Annotated in this window: 24 protein-coding genes; 15 read left to right on the forward strand and 9 right to left on the reverse strand. The window is 51.0% G+C overall.

Annotated elements, in window-relative coordinates:
* Positions 1–24: 24 nt before the first annotated feature.
* Positions 25–1,254, reverse strand: a complete 1,230-nt coding sequence (locus tag M4D81_RS07985) for an aminopeptidase (RefSeq protein WP_260065474.1) — start codon at positions 1,252–1,254, stop codon at positions 25–27.
* 126 nt (positions 1,255–1,380) lie between these two features.
* The gene (locus tag M4D81_RS07990) at positions 1,381–1,752 is read right to left on the reverse strand and encodes a MerR family transcriptional regulator (RefSeq protein WP_194543336.1); all 372 of its coding nucleotides are present in this window, start codon (positions 1,750–1,752) and stop codon (positions 1,381–1,383) included.
* A gap of 205 nt (positions 1,753–1,957) precedes the next feature.
* Here M4D81_RS07990 and M4D81_RS07995 point away from each other — a divergent pair, with 205 nt between their 5' ends.
* A complete protein-coding gene (locus M4D81_RS07995) occupies positions 1,958–3,544 on the forward strand; it encodes an MDR family MFS transporter (RefSeq protein ID WP_220684761.1) in 1,587 nt (528 codons plus the stop codon).
* Between the two features lie 110 nt (positions 3,545–3,654).
* On the opposite strand, the gene M4D81_RS08000 is transcribed toward M4D81_RS07995, so the two are convergent.
* The 3 genes from M4D81_RS08000 to M4D81_RS08010 form a co-directional block, all read right to left on the reverse strand.
* Complete coding sequence (locus M4D81_RS08000) at positions 3,655–4,476, reverse strand: carbohydrate ABC transporter permease (RefSeq protein ID WP_113061135.1); 822 nt, start codon at positions 4,474–4,476, stop codon at positions 3,655–3,657.
* Between the two features lie 16 nt (positions 4,477–4,492).
* Positions 4,493–5,452: a carbohydrate ABC transporter permease gene (locus M4D81_RS08005; RefSeq protein WP_071220399.1), complete on the reverse strand. Its 960-nt coding sequence runs from the start codon at positions 5,450–5,452 to the stop codon at positions 4,493–4,495.
* 81 nt (positions 5,453–5,533) lie between these two features.
* Positions 5,534–6,790: an ABC transporter substrate-binding protein gene (locus M4D81_RS08010; protein WP_194543333.1), complete on the reverse strand. Its 1,257-nt coding sequence runs from the start codon at positions 6,788–6,790 to the stop codon at positions 5,534–5,536.
* Positions 6,791–7,228: 438 nt separating this feature from the next.
* Here M4D81_RS08010 and yqeK point away from each other — a divergent pair, with 438 nt between their 5' ends.
* The 7 genes from yqeK (at position 7,229) to M4D81_RS08045 (ending at position 16,914) form a co-directional block, all read left to right on the forward strand.
* Positions 7,229–7,858, forward strand: coding sequence for a bis(5'-nucleosyl)-tetraphosphatase (symmetrical) YqeK (yqeK, locus tag M4D81_RS08015; RefSeq protein ID WP_260065733.1), 630 nt, complete (start codon positions 7,229–7,231; stop codon positions 7,856–7,858).
* Positions 7,859–7,887: 29 nt separating this feature from the next.
* Positions 7,888–8,619 carry a metallophosphoesterase family protein gene (locus M4D81_RS08020; RefSeq protein ID WP_260065476.1) on the forward strand — a complete coding sequence of 244 codons (732 nt, stop codon included), beginning with the start codon at positions 7,888–7,890 and terminating at the stop codon, positions 8,617–8,619.
* Between the two features lie 289 nt (positions 8,620–8,908).
* Positions 8,909–10,339: an SWIM zinc finger family protein gene (locus M4D81_RS08025; RefSeq protein ID WP_260065477.1), complete on the forward strand. Its 1,431-nt coding sequence runs from the start codon at positions 8,909–8,911 to the stop codon at positions 10,337–10,339.
* 26 nt (positions 10,340–10,365) lie between these two features.
* A complete protein-coding gene (locus M4D81_RS08030) occupies positions 10,366–12,228 on the forward strand; it encodes a HEAT repeat domain-containing protein (RefSeq protein WP_260065478.1) in 1,863 nt (620 codons plus the stop codon).
* Positions 12,229–12,244: 16 nt separating this feature from the next.
* Entirely contained in the window at positions 12,245–13,348 is a 1,104-nt protein-coding gene (locus tag M4D81_RS08035) for an ATP-binding protein (protein ID WP_260065479.1), read from the forward strand.
* Positions 13,327–15,699 carry a DUF5682 family protein gene (locus M4D81_RS08040; protein WP_260065480.1) on the forward strand — a complete coding sequence of 791 codons (2,373 nt, stop codon included), beginning with the start codon at positions 13,327–13,329 and terminating at the stop codon, positions 15,697–15,699. The genes M4D81_RS08035 and M4D81_RS08040 overlap by 22 nt, the downstream gene beginning before the upstream one ends.
* A 3-nt stretch (positions 15,700–15,702) precedes the next feature.
* A complete protein-coding gene (locus M4D81_RS08045; protein ID WP_260065481.1) occupies positions 15,703–16,914 on the forward strand; it encodes a VWA domain-containing protein in 1,212 nt (403 codons plus the stop codon).
* 96 nt (positions 16,915–17,010) lie between these two features.
* Here the strand turns inward: M4D81_RS08045 and M4D81_RS08050 are convergent, their stop codons facing one another.
* Positions 17,011–17,187, reverse strand: a complete 177-nt coding sequence (locus tag M4D81_RS08050) for a hypothetical protein (protein WP_201259381.1) — start codon at positions 17,185–17,187, stop codon at positions 17,011–17,013.
* A 237-nt stretch (positions 17,188–17,424) separates the two neighbouring features.
* Here M4D81_RS08050 and pxpB point away from each other — a divergent pair, with 237 nt between their 5' ends.
* The 4 genes from pxpB to M4D81_RS08070 all read left to right on the forward strand — a co-directional run bounded on the left by pxpB (position 17,425) and on the right by M4D81_RS08070 (position 20,614).
* Positions 17,425–18,144 (forward strand): 5-oxoprolinase subunit PxpB, encoded by a 720-nt coding sequence (pxpB, locus tag M4D81_RS08055; RefSeq protein WP_260065484.1) that lies wholly within the window; start codon positions 17,425–17,427, stop codon positions 18,142–18,144.
* On the forward strand, positions 18,141–19,145 hold the full coding sequence (locus M4D81_RS08060; protein ID WP_260065486.1) for a 5-oxoprolinase subunit C family protein: 1,005 nt from the start codon (positions 18,141–18,143) through the stop codon (positions 19,143–19,145). The genes pxpB and M4D81_RS08060 overlap by 4 nt, the downstream gene beginning before the upstream one ends.
* A gap of 6 nt (positions 19,146–19,151) precedes the next feature.
* Positions 19,152–19,910: a LamB/YcsF family protein gene (locus M4D81_RS08065; RefSeq protein ID WP_260065488.1), complete on the forward strand. Its 759-nt coding sequence runs from the start codon at positions 19,152–19,154 to the stop codon at positions 19,908–19,910.
* A gap of 65 nt (positions 19,911–19,975) precedes the next feature.
* Complete coding sequence (locus M4D81_RS08070) at positions 19,976–20,614, forward strand: pyroglutamyl-peptidase I (protein WP_260065489.1); 639 nt, start codon at positions 19,976–19,978, stop codon at positions 20,612–20,614.
* Positions 20,615–20,784: 170 nt separating this feature from the next.
* Here the strand turns inward: M4D81_RS08070 and M4D81_RS08075 are convergent, their stop codons facing one another.
* The 3 genes from M4D81_RS08075 to M4D81_RS08085 all read right to left on the reverse strand — a co-directional run bounded on the left by M4D81_RS08075 (position 20,785) and on the right by M4D81_RS08085 (position 24,685).
* Positions 20,785–21,186 (reverse strand): immunity 7 family protein, encoded by a 402-nt coding sequence (locus M4D81_RS08075; protein WP_260065490.1) that lies wholly within the window; start codon positions 21,184–21,186, stop codon positions 20,785–20,787.
* Between the two features lie 19 nt (positions 21,187–21,205).
* The gene (locus M4D81_RS08080) at positions 21,206–23,356 is read right to left on the reverse strand and encodes a restriction endonuclease fold toxin (protein WP_311200618.1); all 2,151 of its coding nucleotides are present in this window, start codon (positions 23,354–23,356) and stop codon (positions 21,206–21,208) included.
* Positions 23,357–23,551: 195 nt separating this feature from the next.
* Positions 23,552–24,685 carry a phosphodiester glycosidase family protein gene (locus M4D81_RS08085; RefSeq protein ID WP_260065491.1) on the reverse strand — a complete coding sequence of 378 codons (1,134 nt, stop codon included), beginning with the start codon at positions 24,683–24,685 and terminating at the stop codon, positions 23,552–23,554.
* 234 nt (positions 24,686–24,919) lie between these two features.
* Between M4D81_RS08085 and M4D81_RS08090 the strand changes: the two genes are divergently transcribed.
* The 3 genes from M4D81_RS08090 to M4D81_RS08100 are packed head-to-tail and all read left to right on the forward strand — an operon-like array spanning position 24,920 to position 26,858.
* Positions 24,920–25,288, forward strand: a complete 369-nt coding sequence (locus tag M4D81_RS08090) for a GntR family transcriptional regulator (protein WP_009591066.1) — start codon at positions 24,920–24,922, stop codon at positions 25,286–25,288.
* The gene (locus tag M4D81_RS08095; protein WP_260065492.1) at positions 25,288–26,178 is read left to right on the forward strand and encodes an ABC transporter ATP-binding protein; all 891 of its coding nucleotides are present in this window, start codon (positions 25,288–25,290) and stop codon (positions 26,176–26,178) included. The genes M4D81_RS08090 and M4D81_RS08095 overlap by 1 nt, the downstream gene beginning before the upstream one ends.
* Complete coding sequence (locus M4D81_RS08100) at positions 26,175–26,858, forward strand: hypothetical protein (RefSeq protein ID WP_260065494.1); 684 nt, start codon at positions 26,175–26,177, stop codon at positions 26,856–26,858. Before M4D81_RS08095 ends, M4D81_RS08100 begins: the two co-directional genes overlap by 4 nt.
* Positions 26,859–26,867 lie beyond the last annotated feature (9 nt).

Here is a 26,867-nt window from a genome sequence, read left to right on the forward strand (position 1 = left end):
TATCTGAACGGGTCTAGAGTGTAGTTAAACCCATCGTCCACCGCGAAATACAGGTTCAATCGTGCCGTCAGCCAGCACGCCATCAATGTCCAGCTCGGCCGATCCGATCATGAAATCAACATGCGTCAGACTGACATTGGCTCCGCGAGCGAGAAGTTCTTCCTTGCTCATTTTGGTACCGCCCTCGATATTGACAGGGTAGGCGCTGCCCAGCGCAAAATGGCACGACGCATTCTCATCGATACCGGTGTTATAGAAGACACGGTTCAGCTGGGAAATTGGCGAATCATGCGGTACGAGTGCCATTTCTCCCAGATAAGACGCGCCTTCGTCCGTTTCCAGCAGTGTTGTGAGATGCTCCCGCCCGGATTCGGATTCATACTCGACAACCTTGCCGTCCTTGAATGTGAGCTTCATGCCCTCCACCAGGCGGCCGTTTAGATTAAGCGGCAGCGTACTTGTTACGGTCCCGTTCACGCCTGTACGGTGGGGCATCGTGTAGATTTCTTCGGTCGGCATGTTTGCCACGAAATATACGCCGGCTTCATTCTCGTCGCCGCCGCCGAGCCAGAGATACCCTTCCGGCATGTCCACGCGCAGATCCGTTCCAGGCGCACGATAGTGGAAGCCTTTATAGCGTTTGGCATTCATGTGGTTCTGGCGCAGCTTCAGCTGAGCTATATGATCCCGCCAAGCGGCAACCGGATCTTCGCTGCCCACCCGGTTCATCTGGAATACCGCATCCCACATGGCTTGAATCCGATCCCCTTCGGGAAGATCCGCGAATACCTTATCGGCCCAGGCACGGGTAGGGGCTTTAATGAGCGACCAGCTGATTTTATTGTTGCGCACGTAAACCTGGTATTTCTCGTTGGCTAGGGCAGCGGCTTTTACGGCTGTAGATACTTTGGCCGAATCAATGCCGCGGAACAGCTCCGGATCCGGGACTTTAATGCGCAGAATGGCTCCTCCGCCTTCGGCTAGCTGCTGCATGGCGTCGGCCTGCCACTGCGGATAATAACCGAAGGAGTCAGCGGGTGCTTTCTCGTAGCGAATGCGGGTGATTCTCTCATCTTCCCAGTCGACTTGCACATATTTGGCACCTGCATCGTATGCCTTGGCCACGATGCGGCGTGTCAACTCTACGGTTTCGATTGGAGCATTGACGATCAGCACTTGGCCTGGCTGAATGTTTACGCCTACCTTAACGACCAGCTCTGCGTATTTCTCCAAATTTTTCTCGAAATTGTCCATATGTCGATTTCCTCCATTTCAGATGTACACCTTTATTTTAACACGTTAAGGAGGTATGCAGATAACGGATCTCATCATCGAAAAGAACGGCCCCGAGCATCATGACGCTCGGGGCCGCGTATGTCGTCAGACGGGGACCTGGTTCTTTTTCTTCATCGTAAGGGAAATTTGCCGCTCAAGCAGCCTTTTCAACTCATGGAGAGCAGCGATCTGACCATCCACATGACTTAACTTCTCTTGGTAAATGGACAGCATTTCCTCGCAGTACTCGTAATCATCTGGAGAAGAGATTTCCCCTTTGAATAAAGCTCTGATTTGATCCGTCGTTAATCCCAGCTTCAAATACAATTGAATCATTTTAACCCGTTCGATGGCAGATCTGTCGAAATGACGGTAATCGTTCTCAAGCCTGTGGGCTTCAAGCAGGCCTTTTTGTTCATAATGCCGGATGGAGCGTGCACTGACCTGACTGATTTGCGATAATTCACTGATCTTCATTCCACATGAACCTCCTTCATGAGTTGGATATCCCGATTATACGCTACCAGGGATGAGTGCATAAAGTCTCTGGGCTGTATTTATATGTATTTTGAAAAAAAGAGGAATCGGGGATAAAAGTGTGACAGTCACCTGTCATACTTTCTGAATTACAATGACGACAGTAAAGAAGAAGGAAACCTACTTAGAAGGAGTGTATGAGAACTTGAAGACACAATCAACCAACAAATTACCCATCGTGCTTGCCGGCCTGCTGCTCGGCATATTAATGGCCTCCATGGACAATACGATCGTAGCGACCGCTATGGGGAATATCGTCGGGGAGCTGGGAGGACTTGATCATTTTGTATGGGTGACCTCCGCTTATATGGTCGCTGAGCTTGCGGGAATGCCGATCTTCGGCAAGCTGTCCGACATGTATGGGCGCAAAAAGTTTTTTGTATTCGGGATGATTGTATTTATGCTGGGTTCCGTGATGTGCGGTACGGCGAACTCCATTACGGAACTGGCGCTATATCGTGCCGTGCAAGGTATTGGTGGCGGTGCGCTCATCCCGATTGCATTCGCGATTATGTTCGATACGGTTCCCCTCGAAAAGCGGGGTAAGCTTACCGGGTTATTCGGAGCCGTGTTCGGATTATCCAGCATATTCGGACCGCTCGCAGGTGCGTATATTACCGATCAGATTACATGGCAGTGGATATTCTATATTAATTTGCCAATCGGCATCGTGGCTTTCATGATGGTAACGCTGTTCTATAAAGAATCGCATGAACGCTCCAAACAGCCGATTGATTGGATGGGCGCCACTACGCTCCTGACAGGCGTGATCTGTTTCATGTTTGCTTTAGAGCTTGGCGGCAAGCAGTTGGCGTGGAATTCCTGGATTATCCTGACGTTGTTTGCTGCGGCGTTTGTCATGCTGGTCCTCTTCGTGCTTGCGGAGAGAAGGGCGGAAGAACCGATCATTTCGTTCCGTTTGTTCAAGAATAAACTCTATACCTCCAGTGTGCTGTGCGGCTTATTCAGCGGAGGATCCTTCATCGTGGCTTCCGTGTATATTCCAATCTTCATTCAAGGCGTACTTGGCGGAAGCGCAACGAACTCGGGGCTCGTCCTGCTGCCAATGATGGTGGGTTCGGTCATCACGGCTACGGTGAGCGGTTTTCTGATGAGTAAAATATCGTATCGTAACATCATGATCCCGACGCTTGTCCTGTTCACGGGAGGGATGGTGCTTGCTTCGACACTAACGGCGGAATCCAGCAGGTTCATCGTAACCCTGTACATGGTGCTGATCGGGCTTGGCATCGGCGGCTCGTTCTCCGTGCTGAGTACTGCCGTGATGCATGGTTTATCCTATAAGCAGCGTGGAATGGCGAGTTCTACCTTTAACTTTACGCGGTCGCTTGGGATGACGATTGGGATTACGGTGTTCGGGTTGATACAGAGCCGATCCTTTGCCGGTTCCTTATCCTCGGGATCGAGCGTGATGAACACCGAGTCGCTGCCTGAAGGATTCGATCTCAAGGACCCTCACATCTTGTTGGCGCCGGAGACGAGGTCGCTGATTCCGGCCGAGCTGCTCAAGCCGATCTCGGACTCGCTTGCTTCCTCCATTGCGGCTACGTTTGCTTGGGCTATCGTTCCTGCAGCGTTAGCGCTTGCGGCAGCAACGGTAATGGGGCGCAAAAAGTTGGATGAAACAGCGGAGTTAAAGCGAGAGACGGTCGTTGGTTCAGAAGAGGAGAGTGAAACTCCGGACCATGAGAAGCTGGCGATGGTGCCGTAATGGTTTCGGTATGGCGGTATGATCTGGGGTAAAATAAAAGAAAAGGCTGCTTTTAACAAATAAGAGGGTATCCCAATAGATCTAAGATCTTTTGGGATACCCTTTTGCCGTTAACTCTTAATGGCACCTGCTGCAATATCGGAAATGAATTGCTTGCTGATGAACAGGAACAAAACGATCAGCGGAATGACGGCGAGCAGCGTACCGGCAATGACCATCGAATAGTCGGTCGTGTATATTCCGTTCAATGAGGAAAGCGCAACCTGCAGGGTGAATTTGTTCTCATCATTTAGAATAATTAGCGGCCACAGGTAGTCATTCCATACGCCGATGAACGTGAAGGCAGCCAGGAACGATAGGGCGGGACGCAGAATCGGCAGCGATATATTCCAGTAGAGGCGGAAGAATCCGCAGCCGTCGATTTTGCCAGCATCCAGCAGCTCCGAGGGCACCGACTCCTGTGCATATTGCCTGATCCAGAAGATCCCGAAGGCGTTTACCATTCCGGGAATGATCAGCGCCTTATAAGTTCCTACCCATCCGAACTCTGCCATAATGACAAAGGAGGGTACCAGGGACAACTGGGCCGGCGCCATCATGGTAGCCAGCAGCAGCACAAACAGCCATTTTTTGCCCGGGAAATGGAATTTGGCAAACGTGAATCCGGCCAGGGAATCAAAGAATAAGACTAACAGCGTACAAGCGGAAGCCACGAACAGAGTATTCCAGAAGGCGCCGAAGAAATCAATGCTGCTCAGCACCCTCGACACGTTATCAAGCAAGTGAGGACCGAACCATAGTTTCGGAGGAAAGCTGTAAATATCCGAAGTGGTTCGGGTTGCCATGACAAGCAGCCAATAGAAGGGGAAAATCGACAGCAGCAGTCCGGCGATTAACCCGATGTGAAGGAATATGGATTTCCATTTGAACATACGATTCACCCCCATTTCAGTCATTGGACGGACTGCCCTGCACCATTTTCCAGTTCACGATGGAAAAGATCGCTATGAGCAGGAACATTCCCCAGCCGACGGCAGCGCCATATCCGAAATAGTTATTCACGAAGGCTTCACGGTACAGGTAGAGGACGATGGTCATACCGCCGCCGCTGACGCCGCCATCATTGCCAACAAGCACCTGCGGTTCGGTGAAGATCTGCATGCCGCCGATGGTCGAGGTAATGACCGTGAAGAGAATGATGGGCCTAAGATTGGGAATGGTGATTTTGAAAAAGGATTGAATGCCGGAGGCTCCGTCGATCTTGGCTGCTTCGTACAGGACGGTCGGGATGCTCTGAAGCCCGGCAAGATAGATAATGGCGTTATACCCTGCCCATCTCCATATGACCATGACCGAAATGGCGAGTTGTATGCCCCATGTCTTATTCAACCACTCGATGGAGTTCAGGCCGAGCAGGGACAGCATATAGTTGAGAAGGCCGTAATTGTTCGAGAATACGGTGCCGAACACGATGGCAACTGCCACGAGTGAGGTGACGTTCGGCAGGAAATAGCCGATCCGGAAGAACGTGCGGAACCGGACAAATGATGCATTAAGCAGGAAGGCAACGACCAGCGCGATAAACAGCATCGGTATCGTGGAGTAAATCCAGATGAGCAGCGTGTTGCCGACGGCTCTCCAGAATTCCGGATCGGTGAGCATGAATTGGTAGTTGCCCAGCCCGTTATAGGTCATCTCCCCGATGCCGTCCCATTTCTGAAAGGACAGGAACATCGAGAAGGCAATCGGGAAAAGGCCGAATATGGCAAATAGAATGTAAAATGGGGAGATCGCCAAATATTCTTTGCGGTGTTTCCATATCTGTGCAGACAGTCGGTCTTGAGATTTCGGATGTTTAGGAACAGGCTTCTGTTCCACGGGCGTGCGATTCAGCATTGGATTATCCATCGTACTGTACCTCCTGTAGCGGTTGGTATTTAAGTACTCTTAACAATCGGAAAGCCATACCTCGCAAAACAAGAACCTTGGTCAGCGCAGCAGTTCTTTTTTGACTCTGGCCAGCGCGTCTTCCCAGGCTTTATCAGGATTTTTGCCCTGGAGCGCAACGGATGACAGCTCTCGATTGACAATGCCGTTTACATTAGCGAATTTACCACCGAAATAAGCAGGTTTGACGTTACGCGCAGATTCCGAGAACACCTCGCCAGTTGCCTGATTCCCGAAAAATTCCTCGGGCTCCTTCATCACGGGGGCATCCAGCGCGTCTTTGGCGGAAGGGAAGAGGTTGATCTTCTTAAAGGATTGAACCTGATTTTCCGGACTCTGAATATATTTCATCACTTCAAATGCTTCTTGCGGATATTTACTCGTCTTCATAATGGCCAGGAAGGAGCCGCCATTGTTGCCGTCCCCGCCAGGGGCGCGTGCTACTCTCCACTTGCCGCTGGTATCCGGCGCCGCCTGCATCAATATTTCCTTCATCCACACCGCACCGACAAAGGAAGCGACCCGTCCATTGTTCATGGCGGCATTCCATTCGGAGGAGGACGTATTGGCGTTGGCGCTTAGCTTCATCTGGGAAGCCTTCACCGCCGTATCCCACGCCGTTTTCATGGAGGACTCGGGAGTTTCGCCGATAAACGTATTGTCCTCGGCAAAATATATGCGTTCAGACTGAGCATTCATTTGCGTGTAAATGTTGGTGATGTTGTCGAGCATTTTCACTTTTTGATCAAAATGCTCCTGCAGCTTCTGCCCGGCTTCGAAGTATTGATCCCACGTGCCAAGCTGCGCGTGGACCTCTTCCGGTTCGGTCGGCAGCCCGGCTTCCCCGAACAAATCGGCCCTGTAATATAGGGCCGTTGGCCCCGTATCGATCGGAAGGGCAATCATGGTGCCTTCCGGGGTAACGCCAAGCTTCCATTTCCAATCAAGGAAATCCGGCTCGATATCCTTGGCGCCCAGCTCATACAGATCGTAGAAACGGTCCGAGCTCGTAAACAGCTCTGCCACCCAGTCGTTAAAAGCGACGATGTCCGGTCCTCCGGAACCGGCCGCCAACGTTGTCTTTAGCTTCGATTTGAAGTCGCCACCGATTTTTTGCGCATCGATTCGAATCCCCGGGAATTCTTTTTCAACAGACTTAATCAGCTCATCGTCCAGGCTTCGGTTCCAGTACCAGAGTGTAAGCGTTTTCGTTTTTTCGGTGGAAGCATTTCCCGTGCAACCACTGATGATCATAACAAGAATCAGTAACCCCAAGCTAACCATCCTGCGTGTATTCACTATCGTCAGCCTCCTAACGTGGTGAAGTCGGTGATGCTTAAATCTTATTCAGTTACCAAGCTCGCGTGAGTAAAATATATGATTACGTAAATAAACATTAGACTAAAAATCGAAACATTCCATATTAAGGAATAATAAATGGACAAACCGGGGGCCTTATAACGGATCGATCAAGTCTTTCCTAATATATCATTGCTTCCTCCTTCCAATAGGTTCGTTATGTCTTGCTCAACGTTGATATCCCGCATCATCTGCACGAATGGGTTTGGTCGATGATGCGTAGAATCGGATGACCTCCTTTCTTTGACTTTCTTGTATAATAGCTTCAAACTATTCTCAGTATAAGTTAATATTGTATGGAAAATGAAGTGCTAGATTGGTAAATTCAAGGAATTGGGTGAGGTGAAACGAGTGAACGACCCGCGTAAGCATCGCTTGATGATCAGCTCCTACCGTGAGCTTGGGGGACACGATCTCACCGGAAATCTTAGGAATGACGTGGTCCGCTTTCTGCAGAAACACCAATGCCCAAAAACAGCAGAGCATGTGCTTAAAGTGGGGGAGGAAGCCCGCAGAATTGCAATTCTCTATGGTGCCGATCCGAACGCTGCTGAATATGCCGGGTATCTGCATGATATTAGTGCCGTTTTTCCGAATCATGTCCGCATTCAAGTATCCCGTGAGATCGGTTTGGAAGTATTGCCCGAAGAAGAGTTATTTCCCATGATCATCCATCAGAAAATATCGGCATATATGGCTGAGGATTTGTTCAAGATTACAGAACCGGAAATATTGAACGCTGTTGGTTGCCATACGACGTTGAGATCCAAGGCTTCTTTGCTAGACAAGGTACTGTTCGTCGCTGACAAATTGGAATGGGATCAAACGGGAATCCCCCCGTATTCAGAGGAGGTTACGGACCAGCTGCAAATCTCGCTGGATCATGCGGCATTCGAATATATTCAATACTTATGGAATCGACGTGAATTGCTGAAGGTAGTCCATCCCTGGCTTCGAGACGCATATGATGAATTAAGGGATTCACTAAGCCATAACCACAGCAATTAAGAAATAAACGAAGCTTGGAGGCGGGTTCATTGACGCAAATTGCATTGATCTCCGACATACATGGAAACATCCCTGCGCTGGAAGCCGTTCTGAAGGATATCAAACAGCGGAGAATCGAAACCATCTACTGCCTGGGCGACTTGATTGGCAAAGGCCCGCACGGAGATATCGCGGTTGATATGGTGAGAACCCATTGCCAGCATGTCATCAAGGGGAATTGGGACGACTTTATAGGTAAGGAAACCGATGATCCGGTCCTCCTATGGCATCAGCATAGACTCGGACGCGAGAGGCTTCAATATCTTGCCGATCTTCCGTATATCCTTGAGTTCATGATGAGCGGTAAATGGATCCGGTTGTTTCATGCATCGCCCCGCAGCGTGTACGAGCGAATACAACCATGGGATGGCCAGGAGAAGCTTGAAACCTTGTTTCACAGTTCCCCGCTGGGCGGGGATCCGAGAATCGCGGACGTTGCTGGTTACGGGGATATTCATAATGCATATCACCAGCATCTGGACGGGAGAACGCTATTTAATACCGGCAGCGTTGGCAATCCCCTTGAAATGCCTGAGGCCTCCTATGTCATTTTGGATGGAATCTATGACAGCGAAGATCCGGCTCCTCTCAACATTCAATTTATTCGCGTGCCTTACCCTATTGAACAAGCCGTACAGGATGCCCTGGAATCCGGCATGCCTTTCCCTGAAGAATATATTCTCGAGGTTAGAACAGGGCGGTATCAAGTAAGGAAAGATTAATGACGATATCGATTTCTGAAGAGCCGGTTATGCCGGCTCTTTTTTTTTAGAGATAAGAAAGTATAAACTTCCAAGGCGTAGCATCCTTATCTCGCAAGAAAAACTTCCGCTTAACGCAGTTTCCTTTATCATCCAATAAAGGATGAGGATGATTGAATAAATAGGAATGAGTGTTCTTAAATAGGTCTTAAGAAGGGTAGGGAGTCAGGCCCAGATTCGATATGATTAAGAGTAATGGATAATTTTGCTGTGCATGACCGGCAGCGACTTGATTTAGGAGGGTATGAGTTTGGTTGAGATTACAGAGTCATGGATCGATTCGCAGGCACCGAATAGCGCGGCCATAAAGAATGGGCAGGGTCTTGTCAAAAAAGGACGGTTTCTGCAGCTCCATCATACGGTGGATCATGCCGTACTTTTCGGCACATGTGCTGGCAGCGGAAGTTCCGATTACCAGCCGTCCGCTGATTTTGCGGTACCGGAGAAGCCGGTTATGCGGTGTACTTGCCCGAGTCGGCAGTTTCCGTGCAAGCATGTGCTTGGTCTGCTCTATGCGTATGCAGGTGGAGCATCGTTTACACCCGCTGAGGTGCCGGAGGATTTGGCCGCCAAACGGGAGAAAGCGGAGAAGCGGGAAGAGCGTAAGCTCAAAGAAACAACCGAAGGGGCAGCGCCCAAACCGAAGAAGGTCAACAAATCGGCATTAAAAAAGAAAATCAATGCGCAGCTGGAAGGTCTGGACGTATTAGAGAGGCTGATCCACTCGTTGATCCGGAACGGATTAGGAACATTGGATAAAAAGGAACAAAAGCTGATCCAGGAACATGTAAAGCAGATGGGCAACTATTATTTATCGGGTGCTCAGTCGGAACTTCGCCGCCTGGCGTTGGTGCTGTCAGACAAAGACCAGGAGAAAGCTTATACATATGCGGTGGGGCAGCTTGCTGTTATGAACGCAATCATTAAAAAAGGCAGACCATACCTGACTTCAAAGCTTGAGGATCCGGATATGGCGCTGGACCATGAGTCGACGATTGAGGAATGGCTGGGGCACGCCTGGCAGCTGACGGAGCTGCAAAGCTTCGGACTCGCAAGTGAAGAGGCGGAGTTGATACAGCTTTCCTTTCTGAGTTATGCCGACGATGCACGGCTGGAGCATGTGGATATCGGATACTGGATTCAGAAGGACAGCGGCGAAATTCACCGAACGATTCAGTACCGTCCCTATAAGGCCGCCAAGCTGATGCGTGAGGAAGACAGCTTTTTCGAAAAAGTTCGAGTCCCTGTACTGTACCGCTATCCCGGGGATATGAACCGTCGCGTCCGCTTTGAAGAGATGTCTTCAACTCCGTTGACAGCGGAGGATTTCGTTTGGATTCACGAATATGCGGCGGACTCTTATGCTGACGCAGTTAAAAAGGTGAAGAACCAGCTGAAAAATCCGCTCGCGGACAACCATCCCGTGATGCTGCTGCATGTTTCCCGGATCAGCCGGAACGACGAAGGTCAGTATGCCATCACGGATGAAGCCGGACAGTCGATTGCCCTTGGCGACGTGTTTTTACAGTCGACGGTCCCGATGCTGCGGTATTTGCCGGAGGAGAAGCTGAGCGGCGTTTCCATACTGGTTATGTTTGAGCACAGCCTGACGACGGGCCGTCTCTTGGCGCAGCCGCTGACCCTTGTTACGAATAACGAAATCATCCGGCTGTTGTACTGAGCAGGGATAACGAAGGAGGAAAGACCATGAGTACGGCATTACTGCAGGAGCTTAACCAGGAGGTTAGGCGTTTATATATTGCCGGCAGTGAACTCGCAGCCGGCGACTTTCGCCTCAAGAGGCTGCTGCCGCAGTTTCAGCAGCTGGGAGAGCGCGCTCCCGTGTTCAAGAGATTGGGTGAAGGGATCAGCGCTTTAATCGAACCGGAATCCAAAAAGGAGACTCCGTCGGCTCAGCTGCTTCAGGATTTGAACCAGCTGCTGAGCTCCGTGCTGCATACACAAGGAACAACAGCCCCTGAAGGAGAGCTCCATCCGGTAGACCATCATCCGGTTTCACTGTCATCCCGTTTATCCTTCCGCAAGCTTTCCGCTGTACAGACAGCGCTGACTACAACGGGCGGCGGCCGTTACGAGATCATAGAAGAAGCATGGAAGGAGGGCTTGTTCCGTGATTTCCGGCTGGTATACCTTGCGATTGAAGCGTTGAATGACCCTTATGTGGAAATTGGCGAGCTAGCGGCCAATGAGATCTTGCCGTCGTATGGATCTGAAATCATTCCATTTCTGATGGAAAGCTTTAATCCCGCGGGCGGAAAGTCGGAGTCGCGCAAGCTGAAGGTGATGGCCCAAACTGGCGGCAAGGAAATAGCGGAGCTGATCCGACAAGCAGCCGAGATCGGCAGCGATGAGGTGAGGTGCATGGCGATCAAATTGCTTGCCCGCTACGAAGAGTATGAAGCTGATCTGATGGAATGGAGTAAGAGTAAGAAGAAAGTTATCCGCGAAGCCGCATACGACGCGCTTGCAGAGAACGGTTCGGAGCAGGCTGTGGAGCGATTGTATGAAGCCGCTCAAGGAAAAGACCAAGAGCTGGTTAACCCTGCCCTTGGCAAATGCCGCTCCGCCTTGTTGACGGATTGGCTTGTACGAGACATGTCCGCCGAGCTTCAAGCGGTTTCCGAATTTCAGGATGACAAGTCAAAGCTGGAGGAGAGCTGGAGCAAGGTGAAGCGCTGCTTGTGGGCACTGCACGATAAACAAAGTTCTGCTCTCGAAGAGCTGTACCGGAACGTGCTTCAGCAGTATTCCTTATATATCAAGTCTTTGGGCTGGGCATACCTTATGAATGAAGCGGTCATTTACATGAATCGTGTAGATTCCGAGGAAGCCAGGGAACTGCTTCGCCAAAACGCGGAGAACGATTTGGAGCAATACAGACATAGCAGCTCATATGTCCGCGAGGTATTCCAAAAAGCCGCGCGCGTGCTGCCGCCGGACCGCGTATTTGAACAATACAAGGACGTTCTGCTGCAAGGTTTCGGCTCTTCGTCGCTTGGCAACGCGGCCAAGGAACGAAAAAGGCTTCTGGACACCCTGTCAGATATGGTTATCCATAGGCAGTATAAACCGTATGAGGAAGTTATGCCGTTTACGGGGAAGGAAAGTTACACGTATTACGTGGAAATGCTTCCGCAGGAGCAGCTGCAAGCAAGCTGGGATGACAGATGGCTTGAGCTGTTTATCGAGCAGGATGAGCTTGCGCTGGTAAGCGCGTTCGCCCGCCGGGGACATCACGGAGCCGAGTCGTATTTACTGGCGAAACTGAAGAACTCGCCGGAATTCCGCAACCGTTTTGCCAACTTGATCATTATGGGGCTTGTTCGCTCCGGCATGAAGGATGAGGCGTTATTTGAAGCGATCGTGGTCGCACTGGAGGATAAGCGCAATCAGGACTGCTACATGATTGAACCTTTTATATTCAAGCAGCTTTGCCGATTACCGGCAATGTATTATGATCGCGTTCTTGCGGTGCAAGGCAACTTTCGGGACAACGCCGAGGATCAGCTTCGTTACATCCTCCGGATGATGAGAGAGCAAGAAATTTAAAGGAGTGAATAAGCCCATGGCAGCAGGAAAAGAGCAATTACAAGATATCATGCGGCAGCCCGCGGAACTACTGTTCCGTCACGAGCTGGAAGCACTGCGTAAGGAGGATTCGGGAAACATTCCAGCCGGATGGCAGATGTCGCCTCAATCCGTACTCAAATTCATCGTCGGCGGCAAGGCAGGCAAAACGGATATCACGCCTAAATATATCGGGAACAAGCGGCTGATCGAGATGGCGGTTGCTACCTTGGTCACCGACCGTGCTCTATTATTGATCGGGGAACCAGGCACGGCCAAATCCTGGCTGTCCGAAAATCTGGCCGCGGCGATCTACGGAAATTCCGGTCTGGTTGTTCAGGGAACGGCGGGAACGAGTGAAGAGCATGTCCGTTATTCCTGGAACTATGCCATGCTGCTCGCTCAAGGCCCGACTCCCGAAGCGTTGGTGCAGAGTCCGATCATGCGGGCGATGGAAGCGGGAGGGATAGCCCGCTTCGAAGAGATTTCCCGCTGCGCCTCCGAGGTACAGGATGCACTGATCTCCATTTTGTCGGAAAAGACGATATCGGTGCCTGAGCTCGGTAAAGAAATGAACGCGCGGAAAGGATTCTCTATTATCGCTACCGCAAATACAAGAGACCGCGGGGTCAATGAGATGTCCACTGCGCTCAAGCGCCGTTTCAATATTATCGTCCTTCCCGCTCCAGCGGATCTGAATACTGAAATCGAAATCGTAAAGAAACGGGTGTCGGAGATTGCCTCCTCTTATGATCTGCAGGCTGCTGCTCCCGCAGATGAAGCACTGCTCAAGGTCGTGACGATCTTTCGTGAGCTGCGCAGCGGCATGACGCTGGATAAAAAGGAAAAGGTGAAGTCCCCGGCCGGAGTGATCTCGACGGCTGAAGCGATATCGCTCTTGACGAACAGCATGGCACTGGCAGCGAGCTTTGGCAGCGGTGAGCTGACGGACGAGGACCTGGCAGCGGGACTTCAAGGGGCGATTGTGAAGGACGATGATAAAGACCGGCTCGTATGGAAGGAATATCTTGATAACATTATGAAAAAACGCGGAGCGGAGTGGAGGGGATTATATAACGCATGCAAGGAGATCAACCAGTGAATGCTGCCGGCATACATGTGTTTGGAGTTCGGCATTTGTCGCCCGCCGGTGCGAAGCATGTACTGGACTTTCTGGATGAGATCAATCCTACGGCCGTGCTCATCGAAGGGCCGTCGGATGCAAGCGGGGAAATACGGCATCTGACTCAGGCAACAACCAAGCCGCCGGTAGCCATATTGGCGTTTACCGAAGAACTGCCCGTACGAACGATTCTGTGGCCTTTTGCTGTATATTCCCCTGAATATCAGGCCATGAGATGGGCGCAGAAGCACGGAGCTTATGCCGCATTTATCGACCTGCCTTCATCTGCTGCCGTCTGCTTGCAGGATCTGCGCCGCAGCTCGGATGACGAAGCGCGCGGGAAAGAACTTGAAGTCGAGGAACTTGGTTCCGACTCGATACCAGCTGGACCGATGGACGAAAGTCGGCCGGACGAAAAATCCCTATATGAGCGGATTGCCGAGCTTGCCGGCGAATACGATTACGATATGTACTGGGAGCGGAGCTACGAGCATAATTTGAGCGAAGGATCTTACCGGCAATCCATATCGGCTTTTTCCATGGAGATGCGAGAGCTGTCGGAGGAGAAAGAGCGGCTGGAGGATACTGTGGAATACGCCTACAATGCCGTCCGGGAGTCGTATATGCGCCGCCAGATTGTTGAAGCGATTGCGGCGGGGCATGAGCCCGAGCGCATCGTAGTCGTGTGCGGGGCTTACCATGCCTCGGCCCTTCGCGATTTGTCCAGCTCGATGAGCGACGAGGAATTGAATCAGCTTCCTTCCCGGATTACCAAGCTGACGCTTATGCCATATTCCTATTATAAGCTGTCGTCCATTTCCGGTTATGGTGCCGGGAATATCGCTCCCCATTATTTTGAGATGATGTGGGAACGAATGCAGGAGGGTTCTCTGGCGGAATTGCCGCATCATTATTTATCCATGGTGGCGGGCTCGATGAGAAAGAACGGCACCCACCGCTCCACGGCGGAGGTGATCGAAGCCGTCCGGCTGGCGGAGTCGCTGGCAGCGCTCCACGGGGGAGGTCTCCCGACCCTTCGGGATTTGCGGGATGCGGCCCAGACGCTGCTTGGGCGCGGCGAACTTGCCGTCGTGGCAGAGGAGCTTGCACGTGTGGAGATCGGCACGGCGATCGGAGAGCTGGCGGAAGGCGTCAGCCAGACTCCGATCCAGGACGACCTGAACCGCCAGCTGAAGAGGCTGAAGCTGGAGAAGTATAAATCGGTTGTAGCCAACGATTTAATATTGGATTTGCGCGAGAACCGGAGGGTAACCTCGAAAGAGTCCGCGTATCTCGATTTGAACCGGTCTTTTTTGTTTCATCGCCTGAAGCTGCTGGGGATTGAATTTGTTAAGGCCAGACCCAGCGGGCAGGAGCAAGGGGCATGGGCGGAGCACTGGGTTGTGCAATGGACGCCGGAGGTTGAAATTCAGGTCGTTGAATCGACGCTTCTGGGGGAGACGGTAGAGGTGGCTGCCGCTTATATGCTCCAGCAAAAGCTGGCGGGCTGCAGCTCGATTGCCGAAGCCTCTATGCTGATCCGGATCGCGTATGAATGCGGGATGATTCATCAGATGGAAGCGGGTCGGCAGACCCTGCAAAAGCTTGCTGTGGACAGCCGCGATGTCGTTCAGATTGCGGCAGCTTCCCGGGAGCTATCCGTGCTGATCCGTTATGGCGGGATCAGGCGGATGGATACGGAGCCGTTAGTACCGCTGCTGCAGCAGCTCTTTATGCGCGCTTGCTTGTTTCTGCTTGATGGCAGCCAGTGCAGCGACGAGGTATCAGGCTCGATGATCACCGCCATGAATGAGCTGAACGGCGTCGCCTTGGAGCATGCGGAGCAGGTGGATGAGGAACTTTGGCTGCAAGAGCTCGGGCATTTGTCCGAAAGAGATGACCTGAACGCCCGCTTGTCGGGATATGCATGTGCGGTATTGATGGAGCGGAATGCGATTTCCGCCCGGCAGTGTGCCGAAGAAGTGTCGCGGAGATTATCCCCCGGCATTCCGGCCGATTTGGGAGCAGGATGGTTTGAAGGCTTATCGATGCGGAACCGGTATGCTCTTCTCTCGCGGTTAAGTCTGTGGGAGCAGCTGAATGAATACATCCAGTCCCTGAAGGACGATGAATTCACTCGTGCGCTTGTTTTTCTGCGCCGGGCGTTCAGCAGCTTTTCGGCGAAGGAGAAGACGATGATTGCCGAGCTGCTTGGCGAGCTATGGGGCGTGAATGCAGAGCAGGCTGCCGAGATTTTGACCGGTGACCTGAAGGAGGAAGAAGCGAAGATGATCGACGATTTGAATGATTTTGACTTTGAGGACTTTTAGGCGATGAGTGGCATACCGGAACCCAACCAAATATCGCGTTGGCGGCTCATTCTGGGCCAGTCGGCTGAACCTCAGCTAGCGGGCTATAGCCCCGGGGGGAGCATACAGCTGTCGGAGGAAGAGATGATTATGGACCGCGCGCTGGCCGCGATTTATGATAATACGGACGGCGGGGCTGAAGCCGGAAGTGCGGCCGCGGGGCAGCGGGCAGCCGGGCAAGGAAAGTCGGCTCCCCGGCTTGCGCAGTGGCTGGGGGATGTCCGCTCCTTTTTCCCCGAAGACGTGGTGTCCATTATCCAGAATGATGCCATGGAACGAAAGGGCTGGAAGCAGCTGCTGTTTGAACCGGAGGTTCTGGCTACGGTCAAGCCGGATATACAGCTGGTTGGCACGCTGCTGTCCCTGAAAGGGAAGATTCCCGAGAAAACCAAGGATACGGCGCGCCTGCTGGTAAAGGCGGTTGTGGATGAGCTTGTCCAGCGTCTGCAGGAGGATATTCGCCGGGCTGTGACAGGGGCCTTGAACCGCAGACAGCATACACCGCTTCCTTCGCTCAGCGGTATTGACTGGAAGCGGACAATACAGCGAAATCTGAAAAATTATGATGCAGACCGCAAGCAGATCGTTCCGGAGCGTTTTTATTATTTTGACAGGGCAAGACGGAGCAAAGAATGGACCGTTATTGTGGATATCGACCAGAGCGGTTCCATGGCGGAATCCGTGATTTGGGCATCCGTTATCGGATCCATATTTGCAAGCATACCCTCGCTAGACACCCGTGTGGTGGTATTCGATACGGAGGTCGTTGACCTGACGGAGCAGTGTGCCAATGATCCGGTGGATATGTTATTTGGCATCCAGCTTGGCGGCGGAACGGATATTCATAAATCGGTCGCTTATTGCGAGCAGTTTATTGAAGAACCGAAAAAAACGCTGTTTATCATCATTTCGGACCTGTATGAAGGCGGCAATCAAGCCGGGCTGATCCGGCGAATGCGTGAACTGCGGGAAGCGGGGGTCAAGACGATGTGTCTCCTCGCACTATCCGACGAGGGAAAACCGTTCTATGATGAGCAGGTAGCCAAGCTGCTGTCCAGGGACGGAACACCTTGCTTTGCATGCACCCCTGCACTTCTCCCGCAGTTGGTCGAAGGCGCCCTCAAAGGGCATGATCTGGCCGAACTAGCGAAGCGGTTAGGCACCAAGGGAATATAAACCGGAAACTCGAATGAAAAGAACATGATTTGCGTAAAAAGACCTCACAGAACGATCCTGCAAACAACGGATCTTCCGTGAGGTCTTCAACTTGTATTATTGTTGGTTCTCGGAGCTATGACCAGCGTTTGGCTGCTGCTGTTTAAATACCTCGGCTGCTTCTTCGGCAGAGATCTCGGTGTCGAATTCACCTGGAATCGGCATTTTGTTCAATTTCGTGGTTTGAACTTCTGCTTTTGTCGGTTCGTTACTGTTCTGGTTTTGTGGGCTCATGTTGGTGGCACCTCCTTATCAAAGTACGTCTTCTGTATTTTGCCAACCATTCCCTGAAATTATACAGATATACAGCATGGACGCTTGGCCTGATCCGTCAGAGTCAGCTGTTCCTGATCCCATCGACAAATAATAAAACTTCATATTCAACGGATGCCTGTTTCTCTGCTATCATAGGAATAATCATTCAATGATTGACGATAATCAGCAGTACATATGGAATGGAGAATGTCCTATATGAGCAAGTCTTATTCATTCTTCCCTTTAGGGGATTCGGCTGTTCACATTCAATTCGAAAATATCGTGAGTGAGAAGGTGCATCGCCAGGTCACGGCTATGACGAGACGAATAGAGCAGAACCCTTTTCCAGGCTGGATCGAATGCATCCCTTCGTATACGAGCGTAGCGGTATACTATGATTATGATAAGATCGGCAAACCGGACGGATTCGATACCGTGTTTGCTTACGTCTGTTCAATGCTCGAGCAGCGGATGGAGGCGGTAACTGTTGAGAAGAACATCACGAAATATGAGGTTGTTGACATTCCGGTTTGTTATGGGGGCGACTATGGGCCGGATCTGGAGGAAGTAGCTCAGCAGAACCACCTTACCCCCAGGGATGTCATTCGTATTCATTCCGGGCAGGATTATTTGGTATACGCCATCGGATTCGCGCCCGGCTTCCCTTATGTTGGAGGTATTCCGGAACAGATTGCGACACCGAGGAAACAGACTCCCCGGCTGCATATTCCGGCTGGATCCGTAGGAATCGCCGGCACGCAAACCGGCATATATCCGATCGAGACGCCGGGCGGGTGGCAGATTATCGGCCGGACGCCGCTCGTTTTATTTCGTCCCGAAGCCGAGCCTCCAACGCTGTTGAAGAGTGGGCAATATATCCGGTTTCGGCCTATTCAAGCGGAGGAATACGAACAGTTAAGGGAAGTGGGCCTATGAGTATAACCGTTATAAAGCCGGGACTTCTTGTGACTCTTCAGGATGCGGGAAGACGGGGTTACGGCAGATACGGGATTATCACGGCTGGAGCAATGGATCATTCCGCTTATCGGATCGCCAATCGACTGGTTGGCAATGAGGATGAAAAGGCCGTTCTGGAAATTACATGGTCAGGATTCGCGGTTGAATTTCTTAGCGATCGGTGGGTTGCCATTACCGGCGGGGATTTATCACCCTCGATAGAAGGCGTGAAGGTTCCGATGTGGCGTCCCGTGCTGATCAAAGCAGGCCGTGTTCTGAGGTTTCAACAGCCGGTAACGGGTTGCCGTGCTTATATGGCGGTGTCGGGCGGATTTGATGTCTACCAGGTAATGGGCAGCAGCAGTACGTATTTAAGGGCCGGAATCGGCGGGTATGAAGGGAGGCCGTTGAAGACGGGGGATACGCTGCATACCCATCCTTCTATGCTTCCTGTGGTCTCGTCTGAACGATACCTTGATGATTATGGCGGTTTCCTTACCGTAAAATGGGCCGTCTTCTCTCCTGAAAGGTATCCTGGTCCAGGACAGGAGACGGTGGTACGTGTGCTGAAAGGGCGTCAATATGATGACTTTGATCACAGCAGCAAGCACGCGCTGTTCGGAGAACGGTTCACCGTAACTCCGCAATCGGACCGTATGGGCTACAGGTTGTCCGGTCCGCTGCTTCAATTAAGCCATGCTAAGGAATATATATCCGAGCCGGTAGCCCTTGGAACGGTACAGGTACCCGCAGATGGCCAGCCTATCATTCTAATGGCAGATCGGCAGACGCTTGGAGGCTATCCCAAAATTGCACAAGTGGCAACCGTCGATATTTCGCTGATCGCTCAGCTGTCGCCTGGAGCAGCGATTCGCTTTGCGGGTATTTCGTTGGCTGAAGCAGAACAGCTCTACTCGGCTCATGTTCGGGAGTTTCGAATGTTGGAGGCCATGATCAAGATTAAATTAAAGGAGTGGTGAGTCAGCATGGTTCGAGTGGACCTGAACTGTGATATGGGAGAGAGCTACGGTGCTTACAAATTAGGCAATGATACTGAGCTTCTTCGCAGTATAACTTCGGCCAACATCGCTTGCGGATTTCATGCAGGCGATCCGGCGGTCATGCGGGCAACGGTCCGTCAAGCGATCGAGAGCGGTGCCGCAATAGGCGCGCACCCGGGCTTGCCTGATCTGGCCGGCTTTGGAAGAAGAAGAATGGAGATTACGCCTGCCGAAGCTTGTAATATGGTAACCTATCAGATTGGAGCCTTGATGGCTTTTGCGATACAGGAAGGGTCCGGGCTGCAGCATGTAAAACCTCACGGTGCCCTGTATAATATGGCTGCGACCTCCAGACCCCTTGCGAATGCGATTGCATCGGCAATCAAGGATATCGATCCGACACTCATTCTGTATGGGTTGGCAGGCAGCGAGTTAATCGCAGCGGGGGAGAAGGCAGGGCTTCGCACAGCAAGTGAAGTGTTTGCGGATCGTACCTACCAGGATGACGGCACACTCACGCCGAGACATCTGCCGGATGCCATCATAACCGATCCCGAGGCTGCGGTCACGCAAGTAGTCCGGATGGTGAAAGACAGAGTGGTAGTTACCCTGAGCGGCAAGGTGATCCCCATTACGGCAGATACCGTCTGCATTCATGGAGATGGACCGCATGCAACGTTATTCGCGAGTGCCTTGCGATCACGGCTTGAGGCTGAAGGCGTAAGCGTTCAAGCACTGCTATAATAAAAGCTGGTATGCGATTTTCGTGACCCGGCAGCTTACATAAAAGAGTACAGGAGATATGATACATGCTAAAAATATTAATTTCAGGCTTTGAACCTTTTGGCGGGAGCTCTGTAAATCCAACGGAGAGACTGGTTGAGGAGATTAAGCACGACTCCTTCCCCGGCGCAGAGATCAGAACGCTGCTTCTTCCCGTACATTATGATGAGTGTGCGGAGATTCTGCTGAAAGAGATGAAGGCATACGAGCCAGATGCAGTCATTGCCTGCGGCGTGGCGGGTGGGCGGACCGCCATTACACCGGAACGAATCGCCATTAATATCAAGGACATACCGCCGGAATCGACGATTTCGGATAATCGGGGAGTTAGACCTCAAGACGAGCCCATAGACGCTGACGCACCGGACGGACTGTTTTCAACCCTTCCCATCCGTTTGATGGTCAACCGGCTGAAGGAAGCGGGAATTCCAGCTGCGGTATCCAATACAGCCGGAACGTATATTTGCAATAATACGATGTATGCGATTTTGAACGATATTCGCCTAAAGCAAAAGTCTGCTATTGGTGGCTTTGTGCATTTTCCGGCATCGACGGAGATGGCCGTGGAGAAGCCATCCTTGCCGACGTTATCCCATGAAACGATGTTGAATGGCCTGCGGATCATCATACAGACAACGATGGATGAATTGAATGGACGAGCTTAAGTCACAGTGGCAATCACATTCTATTTGTGCAAAGAGAATGTAGTTACATCATTGAATAGATGATCCATATCCAGATAAACCATAAATCCCGTAACCCGCCATCCATGAGAACATCATGACAAAGCGAGTAACGGGATTTCTTTTATTATCTAACTTTAGTTATCATGTCATTAATCGACTTCGTCTTCGATCACCGGGACGCAAGGGGAGAGAAACGGATCGCTTTGTTCCTTCAACTGCCCGCGTGCCAGCACCTTGACCCGGAACTCGTTATCATAGCCTTCCAGATTCTCATCATCTCTGGTATACAGAAGACCGTATGAACCGGGAGCGATTTCGCCGATCAATTGGTACAGCGCCTCGATCTCGGCAGCCTCGGCTCCCTTGCGGTTCGTAAAACCTCCGACATGAAGGTAATAGGAGCCGTTAGCCGCATTTAAGGATAACAAGCCGCTTCCCCATGCAAATTCGGTTATCTTAAGCTGTATTTTCTGAATGATCATGTCGAGCTGCCCGGCATCCGCCTCCGCAGGATTCTCCTGAATGGCAGCCCAGCCGTGAAATTCATACATGAATGCTCACTCCTTGTCGTTATAATGGATCGGTATCAATGTGGACTTCTATTCCATATCTTTGGCTGTATTCATGTAATTTGTCAATAACCGATTGGGCGGGCTCCCCTTCAAAATGATAATAGACCTTTCTGCCGGTCTGCTCCGCAGCTTCGAAGGTCGCTTTCATTTGATCGCGGACCTTTTTGTTAACCTGCTGCAGGGCAGGCTTGGTCTGGGCAACATACTCATCGCTAATGGCGTCGAATTCCCTGCCGATCGGGTCTGAATCAAACTTCATTCTCGATTCGCCGCCAAGTCGCTCCGCAAGCGCATCCGCGGCAGCATCCGGCTTGTTAACCTTCTGCAGCTCTCCGGAATATCTCGGTACCTCTTGCGGGGTTCCTTCCGTTTCGTCAGGTTTTTCTTCATCCGGTTTATCATTCGGCTTATTGTCATCGGGCTTTTCGTTGTCAGGCTTATCTTCCTCCGGCTTATGCTCACGGTCATCGTCCGGCTTTCTCGGACCCTCTTCCGGCTGTTCATTCGTAGTGTCCGGTTTCGGATCGCGCGTTCCGCCAGTGGGAGCATCCGGCTCATTGCGCGTTAAACCTAGCTTCTCGGAAAGCGTATCCAGCCACCTTCTCGCAGTGGGACCCAGCTTATTGGACAGCCAAGATACTCCTTTACCTATCGGAATGCGGCTGAGGATGACGGCTAACACGGCAGCTGCCGCATTTTGAGGAGAAAGCAGCTTCTTCGGATCGCGGATGTATCCGGCAATCTCGTGTCCGCCACCCGCAATGCCTGCGCCGGTCAAGGCAATGCCAAGAGCAGGCCAGAAGCTGACAAACAGCAGGGAAAGGGCAAAGGCTCCCAGTATAATACTCGCTTGTTCCCAGCCGCTAAGCCGGTCCCACCAGTTCTGGAGTGAGTCGAACAAGCATGCGAAACAGGAGGAGTCAGCAGCGATCATCGAAGTGCCGATACCGGAGAGAATCCCTGCAGCAAGCATGAGGATGCCGATAGCTCCCAGAACGGCAGTATACTGTCTAACCTTCTCCTGAATCTGATCCCTTTGGCTTGCTGCTTCAAGATTGCCATATAATAACGAATATCCGAGCTCGCGCCGTTCTCGGTAGAATGCCATCAGGTAACCTAGGCGTTTCCGGTCTGTTAAGAGAGCCCGCGCCATCTGCCAACACTCCGTTAATGGATTGATAAGGCCCTCACCCTTCAGAACCGGGAGACGGTCACGGATTCGATGCAAATCGAAGTAGTCGATGAACAAACCTGCAACCAGCAGGAGCAGGAAGAAGCCTTCGGTTCGGTAGCCTTCACCGGTCCAGTCATGAAGAGTCAGTATCCACTCCGGCAGCCGATTCTGCCCATTCCAGGCCGCATGGTTCAGGATCGCCCAGAGGAGAAGGACAGCCGGAAAAGCATAGGTCCAGCGAGAGAGACGCTTGGCGTACCGGAAAGCGATGCCGATTCCAAGGGCGATCATGGCACTATGTACAGGATGCGTAACATTCATCATGGTCGGAATAAAACTTTCCTCGAAGTAGCCTGGAAATAAATCAAAGAACTCCCAATGAAGCGTTTTACCGCCGAGAAACGACACCCCGTAATTGCTTTGGACCAGGCGCCTCGACAGCTCCTCCATAAATTGAAAGCCAATGCCGGGGGCAGCCCCTAACAATAAATAATCGCCCAGGCTTAACGTCGTGGCTCTTCTTGAAAAAAACAAATACAGTCCGAGAGGCAATAGCTTGTAAATTTCCTCAACAATCGGGGTCATGACGGCAAATGACCATGTGTCGGTAGTGCGTCCTCCAAAAATCAAATGAAGTCCCTGCATGGTCCCATTGGTCAAGGGAATGACCAAAAGAACGCCTGAGAGAACAAACAAGCTGACCTGCTTCCAGGCAACGGTTTTGCTCCGGCTTAGCAGCCAAAATTGCAGCAGTACGTAGAAAGACCACAAATATTGAACAAGCATGGTCCGCGATTCTTCGATCAGAACCAGACTTATAACGAGCACCAGCAGGGATAGCCAGGAAAATAAGTGATACACCTTGGCAATGAAAGGGTATCTCCTAATCCATTCCCTCCAAACCCGATATATCCCCTCGATCATGTCCCTGATTTTCGTCCGAATGACCGCGATAGACGATGTAATCGAATCCACCCCCCCGCTGAATGAACCACTAGCTTACGAATCGCTCACAATAGACAGTTTGCTATATATTTACACAAATGGTCCTCATAGTGAAACATTTCTTTGATCAGCATATGCGGTTCGAGACGGAGGTAGTGCTGCTAAAAAAGAAAACTCCCCTGATCAGCCGGTAGAAGAACCGGATTACCAGGGGAGAGGAGGTGTCTATTTATATTTTACGACGATGGCATTGCTGATCTGCCGCCCAGGCGTCGTTAAGTAAGATCCATTATAAAACAATCCGCTGGAAGCCCCGCCATCCAGATTCATCGCTTGGTAGGCACCTGCCTGCTTCATGATTTCCGCCAGTTGGGGAATGGTGGCGCCGCCTGTCGTCAACAAAATCAGCTTGTGGTCCTTTGTGATGCCAAGCGCGCTTCGAGCCCCGCCGCCCGTCAGTATCTTCGGATCCTTGAATCCTTCCTTCTTGACGTCCAGGGTAACCTTGCCGTCAGTCAGCAGACGCGGGCCGGCTTGAAGCGCTCCTTCCATATGTCCGGCATCATATACGGATTTGAAATCAAGTCCTGGAATCATGGCGGCCAGATTGTTGCTGTCATAGGCGAAGATCGTTCGATTATCCCCCGAGGCCTTGTGCAAAATATTGCCTTTGCTGACCAAATAGCCGTAAGGCGCTTTGTATGCACCGGAGGTGTAGGCATCAAAGAATGTGCCGTTAATAGCTACTACGGCTTTGCTGCGCTTGGCTATACTGCGCAAATCCTCGACTTTCCCTGCTTTATTGCCTGCCAGAACAACGTCCAGTTCCACCTTCGGATGGAGAAGTGAAACGGTGACCACCTGTGCGCTGAAGGAACGGGAGCCAACCTTAAAGGTTTTTCTAGTCGACGTCACGGGCTTGGTTTGGCTGGATATGAATGTTCCAGATAGAACAGGAAGCGTGTGTGCTACATTCCCGTCCGTAATTTTCAGGGTGGATCTATTATGGCCCCAGGATAGCTTTAAGCCCAGATGTTGACTGACAAATTGCAGGGGTACATAGGTAGAGCCGTTTTCGGAGAACGGGATTGCTTTAGCCTGAACCCTTTTGCCATTTACGTAGGCATTCCGACTGCCCAGGTATAGGGTGAGAGCTGTATCTTCGCGTGTGATATGGAGTTTTTTTTCAGCAGCTGTATACGCCACTTTTACACCATCGTAGGTCTTGAGTACCCCGACCGAAATATAGGACTGGCCGTTCTTGTCCACATAAGCTAAATTCTTGGCAGCGGATGCGGCATACAGCGGCGTTATTACCGTCAGCATGGATAGTACAACGATTGCAATGATTCTTTTCATGTTCCTCTCAAGCTCCTTCTTCTCTTTATCTGTAGTGGGCAACGCAGGATTTGCGCCTATACTTTATCGGAAGTTAAGGACTATTTGTTTAGGACAAAAGGCCGGTGTTTGCTTGAATTTTGTAAATATATTCCGATAACCCATTGACAAGGGGCTTCATCTCTTATATGGTTAATTACATGAGTAACTAACCAATGATGCAATGAAGGTTATAAACGAAAGTTGGTGAGGTAAATGGCATTTCAGATTGATGACAGCAGACCGATATTCATGCAAATTGCCGACAAAATTGAAGACGACATCATCGAAGCACGACTGCCTGAGGAGACACAGGTTCCGTCAACGAATCAGTTTGCAGCCTTTTACCAGATCAATCCGGCAACGGCTGCCAAAGGCGTAAATCTGCTGGTGGATCAAGGGATATTGTACAAGAAACGGGGGATTGGCATGTTTGTAGCCTCAGGGGCTCGTGAATTGCTGATGGAGAAGCGCAAGACGGAGTTTTATGAGCAGTACGTTGTCGCCATGGTTAAGGAAGCGGCGAAGCTTGGGATTACCAAAGATCAATTATCGGAAATGATCCGCAGAGGGGAGCAAGACTGATGAGCCAAACCGTGATTGAAGTCAAGAATTTGAGTAAGAAATATAAGGATACTATGGCCGTCGATAATGTGAGCTTTAAGGTAGAAGCCAACAAGATCTACGGATTGCTGGGAAGGAACGGAGCCGGCAAAACGACCATCATGCAGATGATCACAGCGCAACTATTCGCAACCCAGGGTGAGATCCGCGTATTTGGTGAGCATCCTTATGAAAATCTAAAGGTCATCCAGCAGGTATGCTTTATTAAGGAAGGCCAGAAGTATCCGGATCTGTTCACGGTCAGGGATGTGATGGAAACCGCAGCGAGCGTATATCCGAACTGGGATGCGGAATATGCCAAGGAACTGATCGAGGTATTTCGATTGCCCATGAAGCGACTCGTGAAAAGATTGTCCCGCGGTATGCTATCGTCGGTTGGCATCATTGTCGGACTCGCCAGCCGCGCACCCATTACGATCTTTGATGAGCCTTATCTGGGTCTGGATGCCGTGGCCAGAGAGCTGTTCTATGATCAATTGATTGAGGATTACACCGATCATCCGCGTACGATAATTCTGTCCACTCATTTGATCGACGAGGTTAGCAGACTGCTGGAGCATATCATTGTCATTGATGGCGGGAAAATATTGCTGGACGACGCCACGGATGATTTGCGGGGACGCGCTTATACGATCGTCGGTCCCTCCGGGATGGTCGAATCGTTCATCCAGGGGCAGGAAGTGATCCATCGGGAGTCTTTCGCTTCCATGTTGTCCGTTACGTTAATGGGAAGCGCATCAACGAAGTTAAAAAAAGAGGCGGAAGAATTGGGTTTGGAAACAGCCCCCGTCTCCCTTCAGCAGTTAATCGTATATCTGACTAAGCGTGAAAAGGTGGGGGGCCAACTATGAACGGAATTCCTGGCGTACTGCGTATTTATACGAAACAGAAGTTATCCTGGATTTACTTGCCTTGGGCAATCACAGCATTCAATTTTCTGACTAACTATTTTATCAGCCTAATGGTTAATGGAGATTTGTTCTATGCCGGTGGCTTGGCTACGATTTTTATCTATTTCTTTGTCGGGGCTTTGGTTTCGGTGCTGCAGCTGTTTCCATTCGCCCTAGGGTTCAGTATTCGAAGAACGGACTTCTTTGCAGGATCTGTTCTTATGTTGGTTTCGTACAGCATCTTTACGTCAATCATTTTATTGGTATTAGCTGAAGTTGAACGGTCAACGGGTTCTTGGGGAAATCGGGTATCTTTCTTTAAACTGCCGTATTTAAATGACGGCACGTTGCTAGAACAATTTATGATCTATTTCATAGTACTGATTTCATTTGCCTTTATCGGGATAGGAATCGGCGTGTTCTATCTTCGTCATCGCGGCATGAAGACCTTTGTTATGTTTGCGGCCTATTTCATTCTATTGTCGGGGGCCAGCGTTCTGGTCACCCAATACGGCTGGTGGGGGCATGTGTTTGACTGGCTTGTCAAACATACTGCCTTTGAATTATCCCTGTGGTTCATTCCGATCACGCTCATCCTTGCTCTCTTTAGTTACCGTTCGATTCGCAAAAGCTCGGTGTAAAGGCAAAAG

The sequence above is a fragment of the Paenibacillus sp. p3-SID867 genome (genome assembly GCF_025142895.1).
Lineage (GTDB): Bacteria > Bacillota > Bacilli > Paenibacillales > Paenibacillaceae > Paenibacillus_AQ.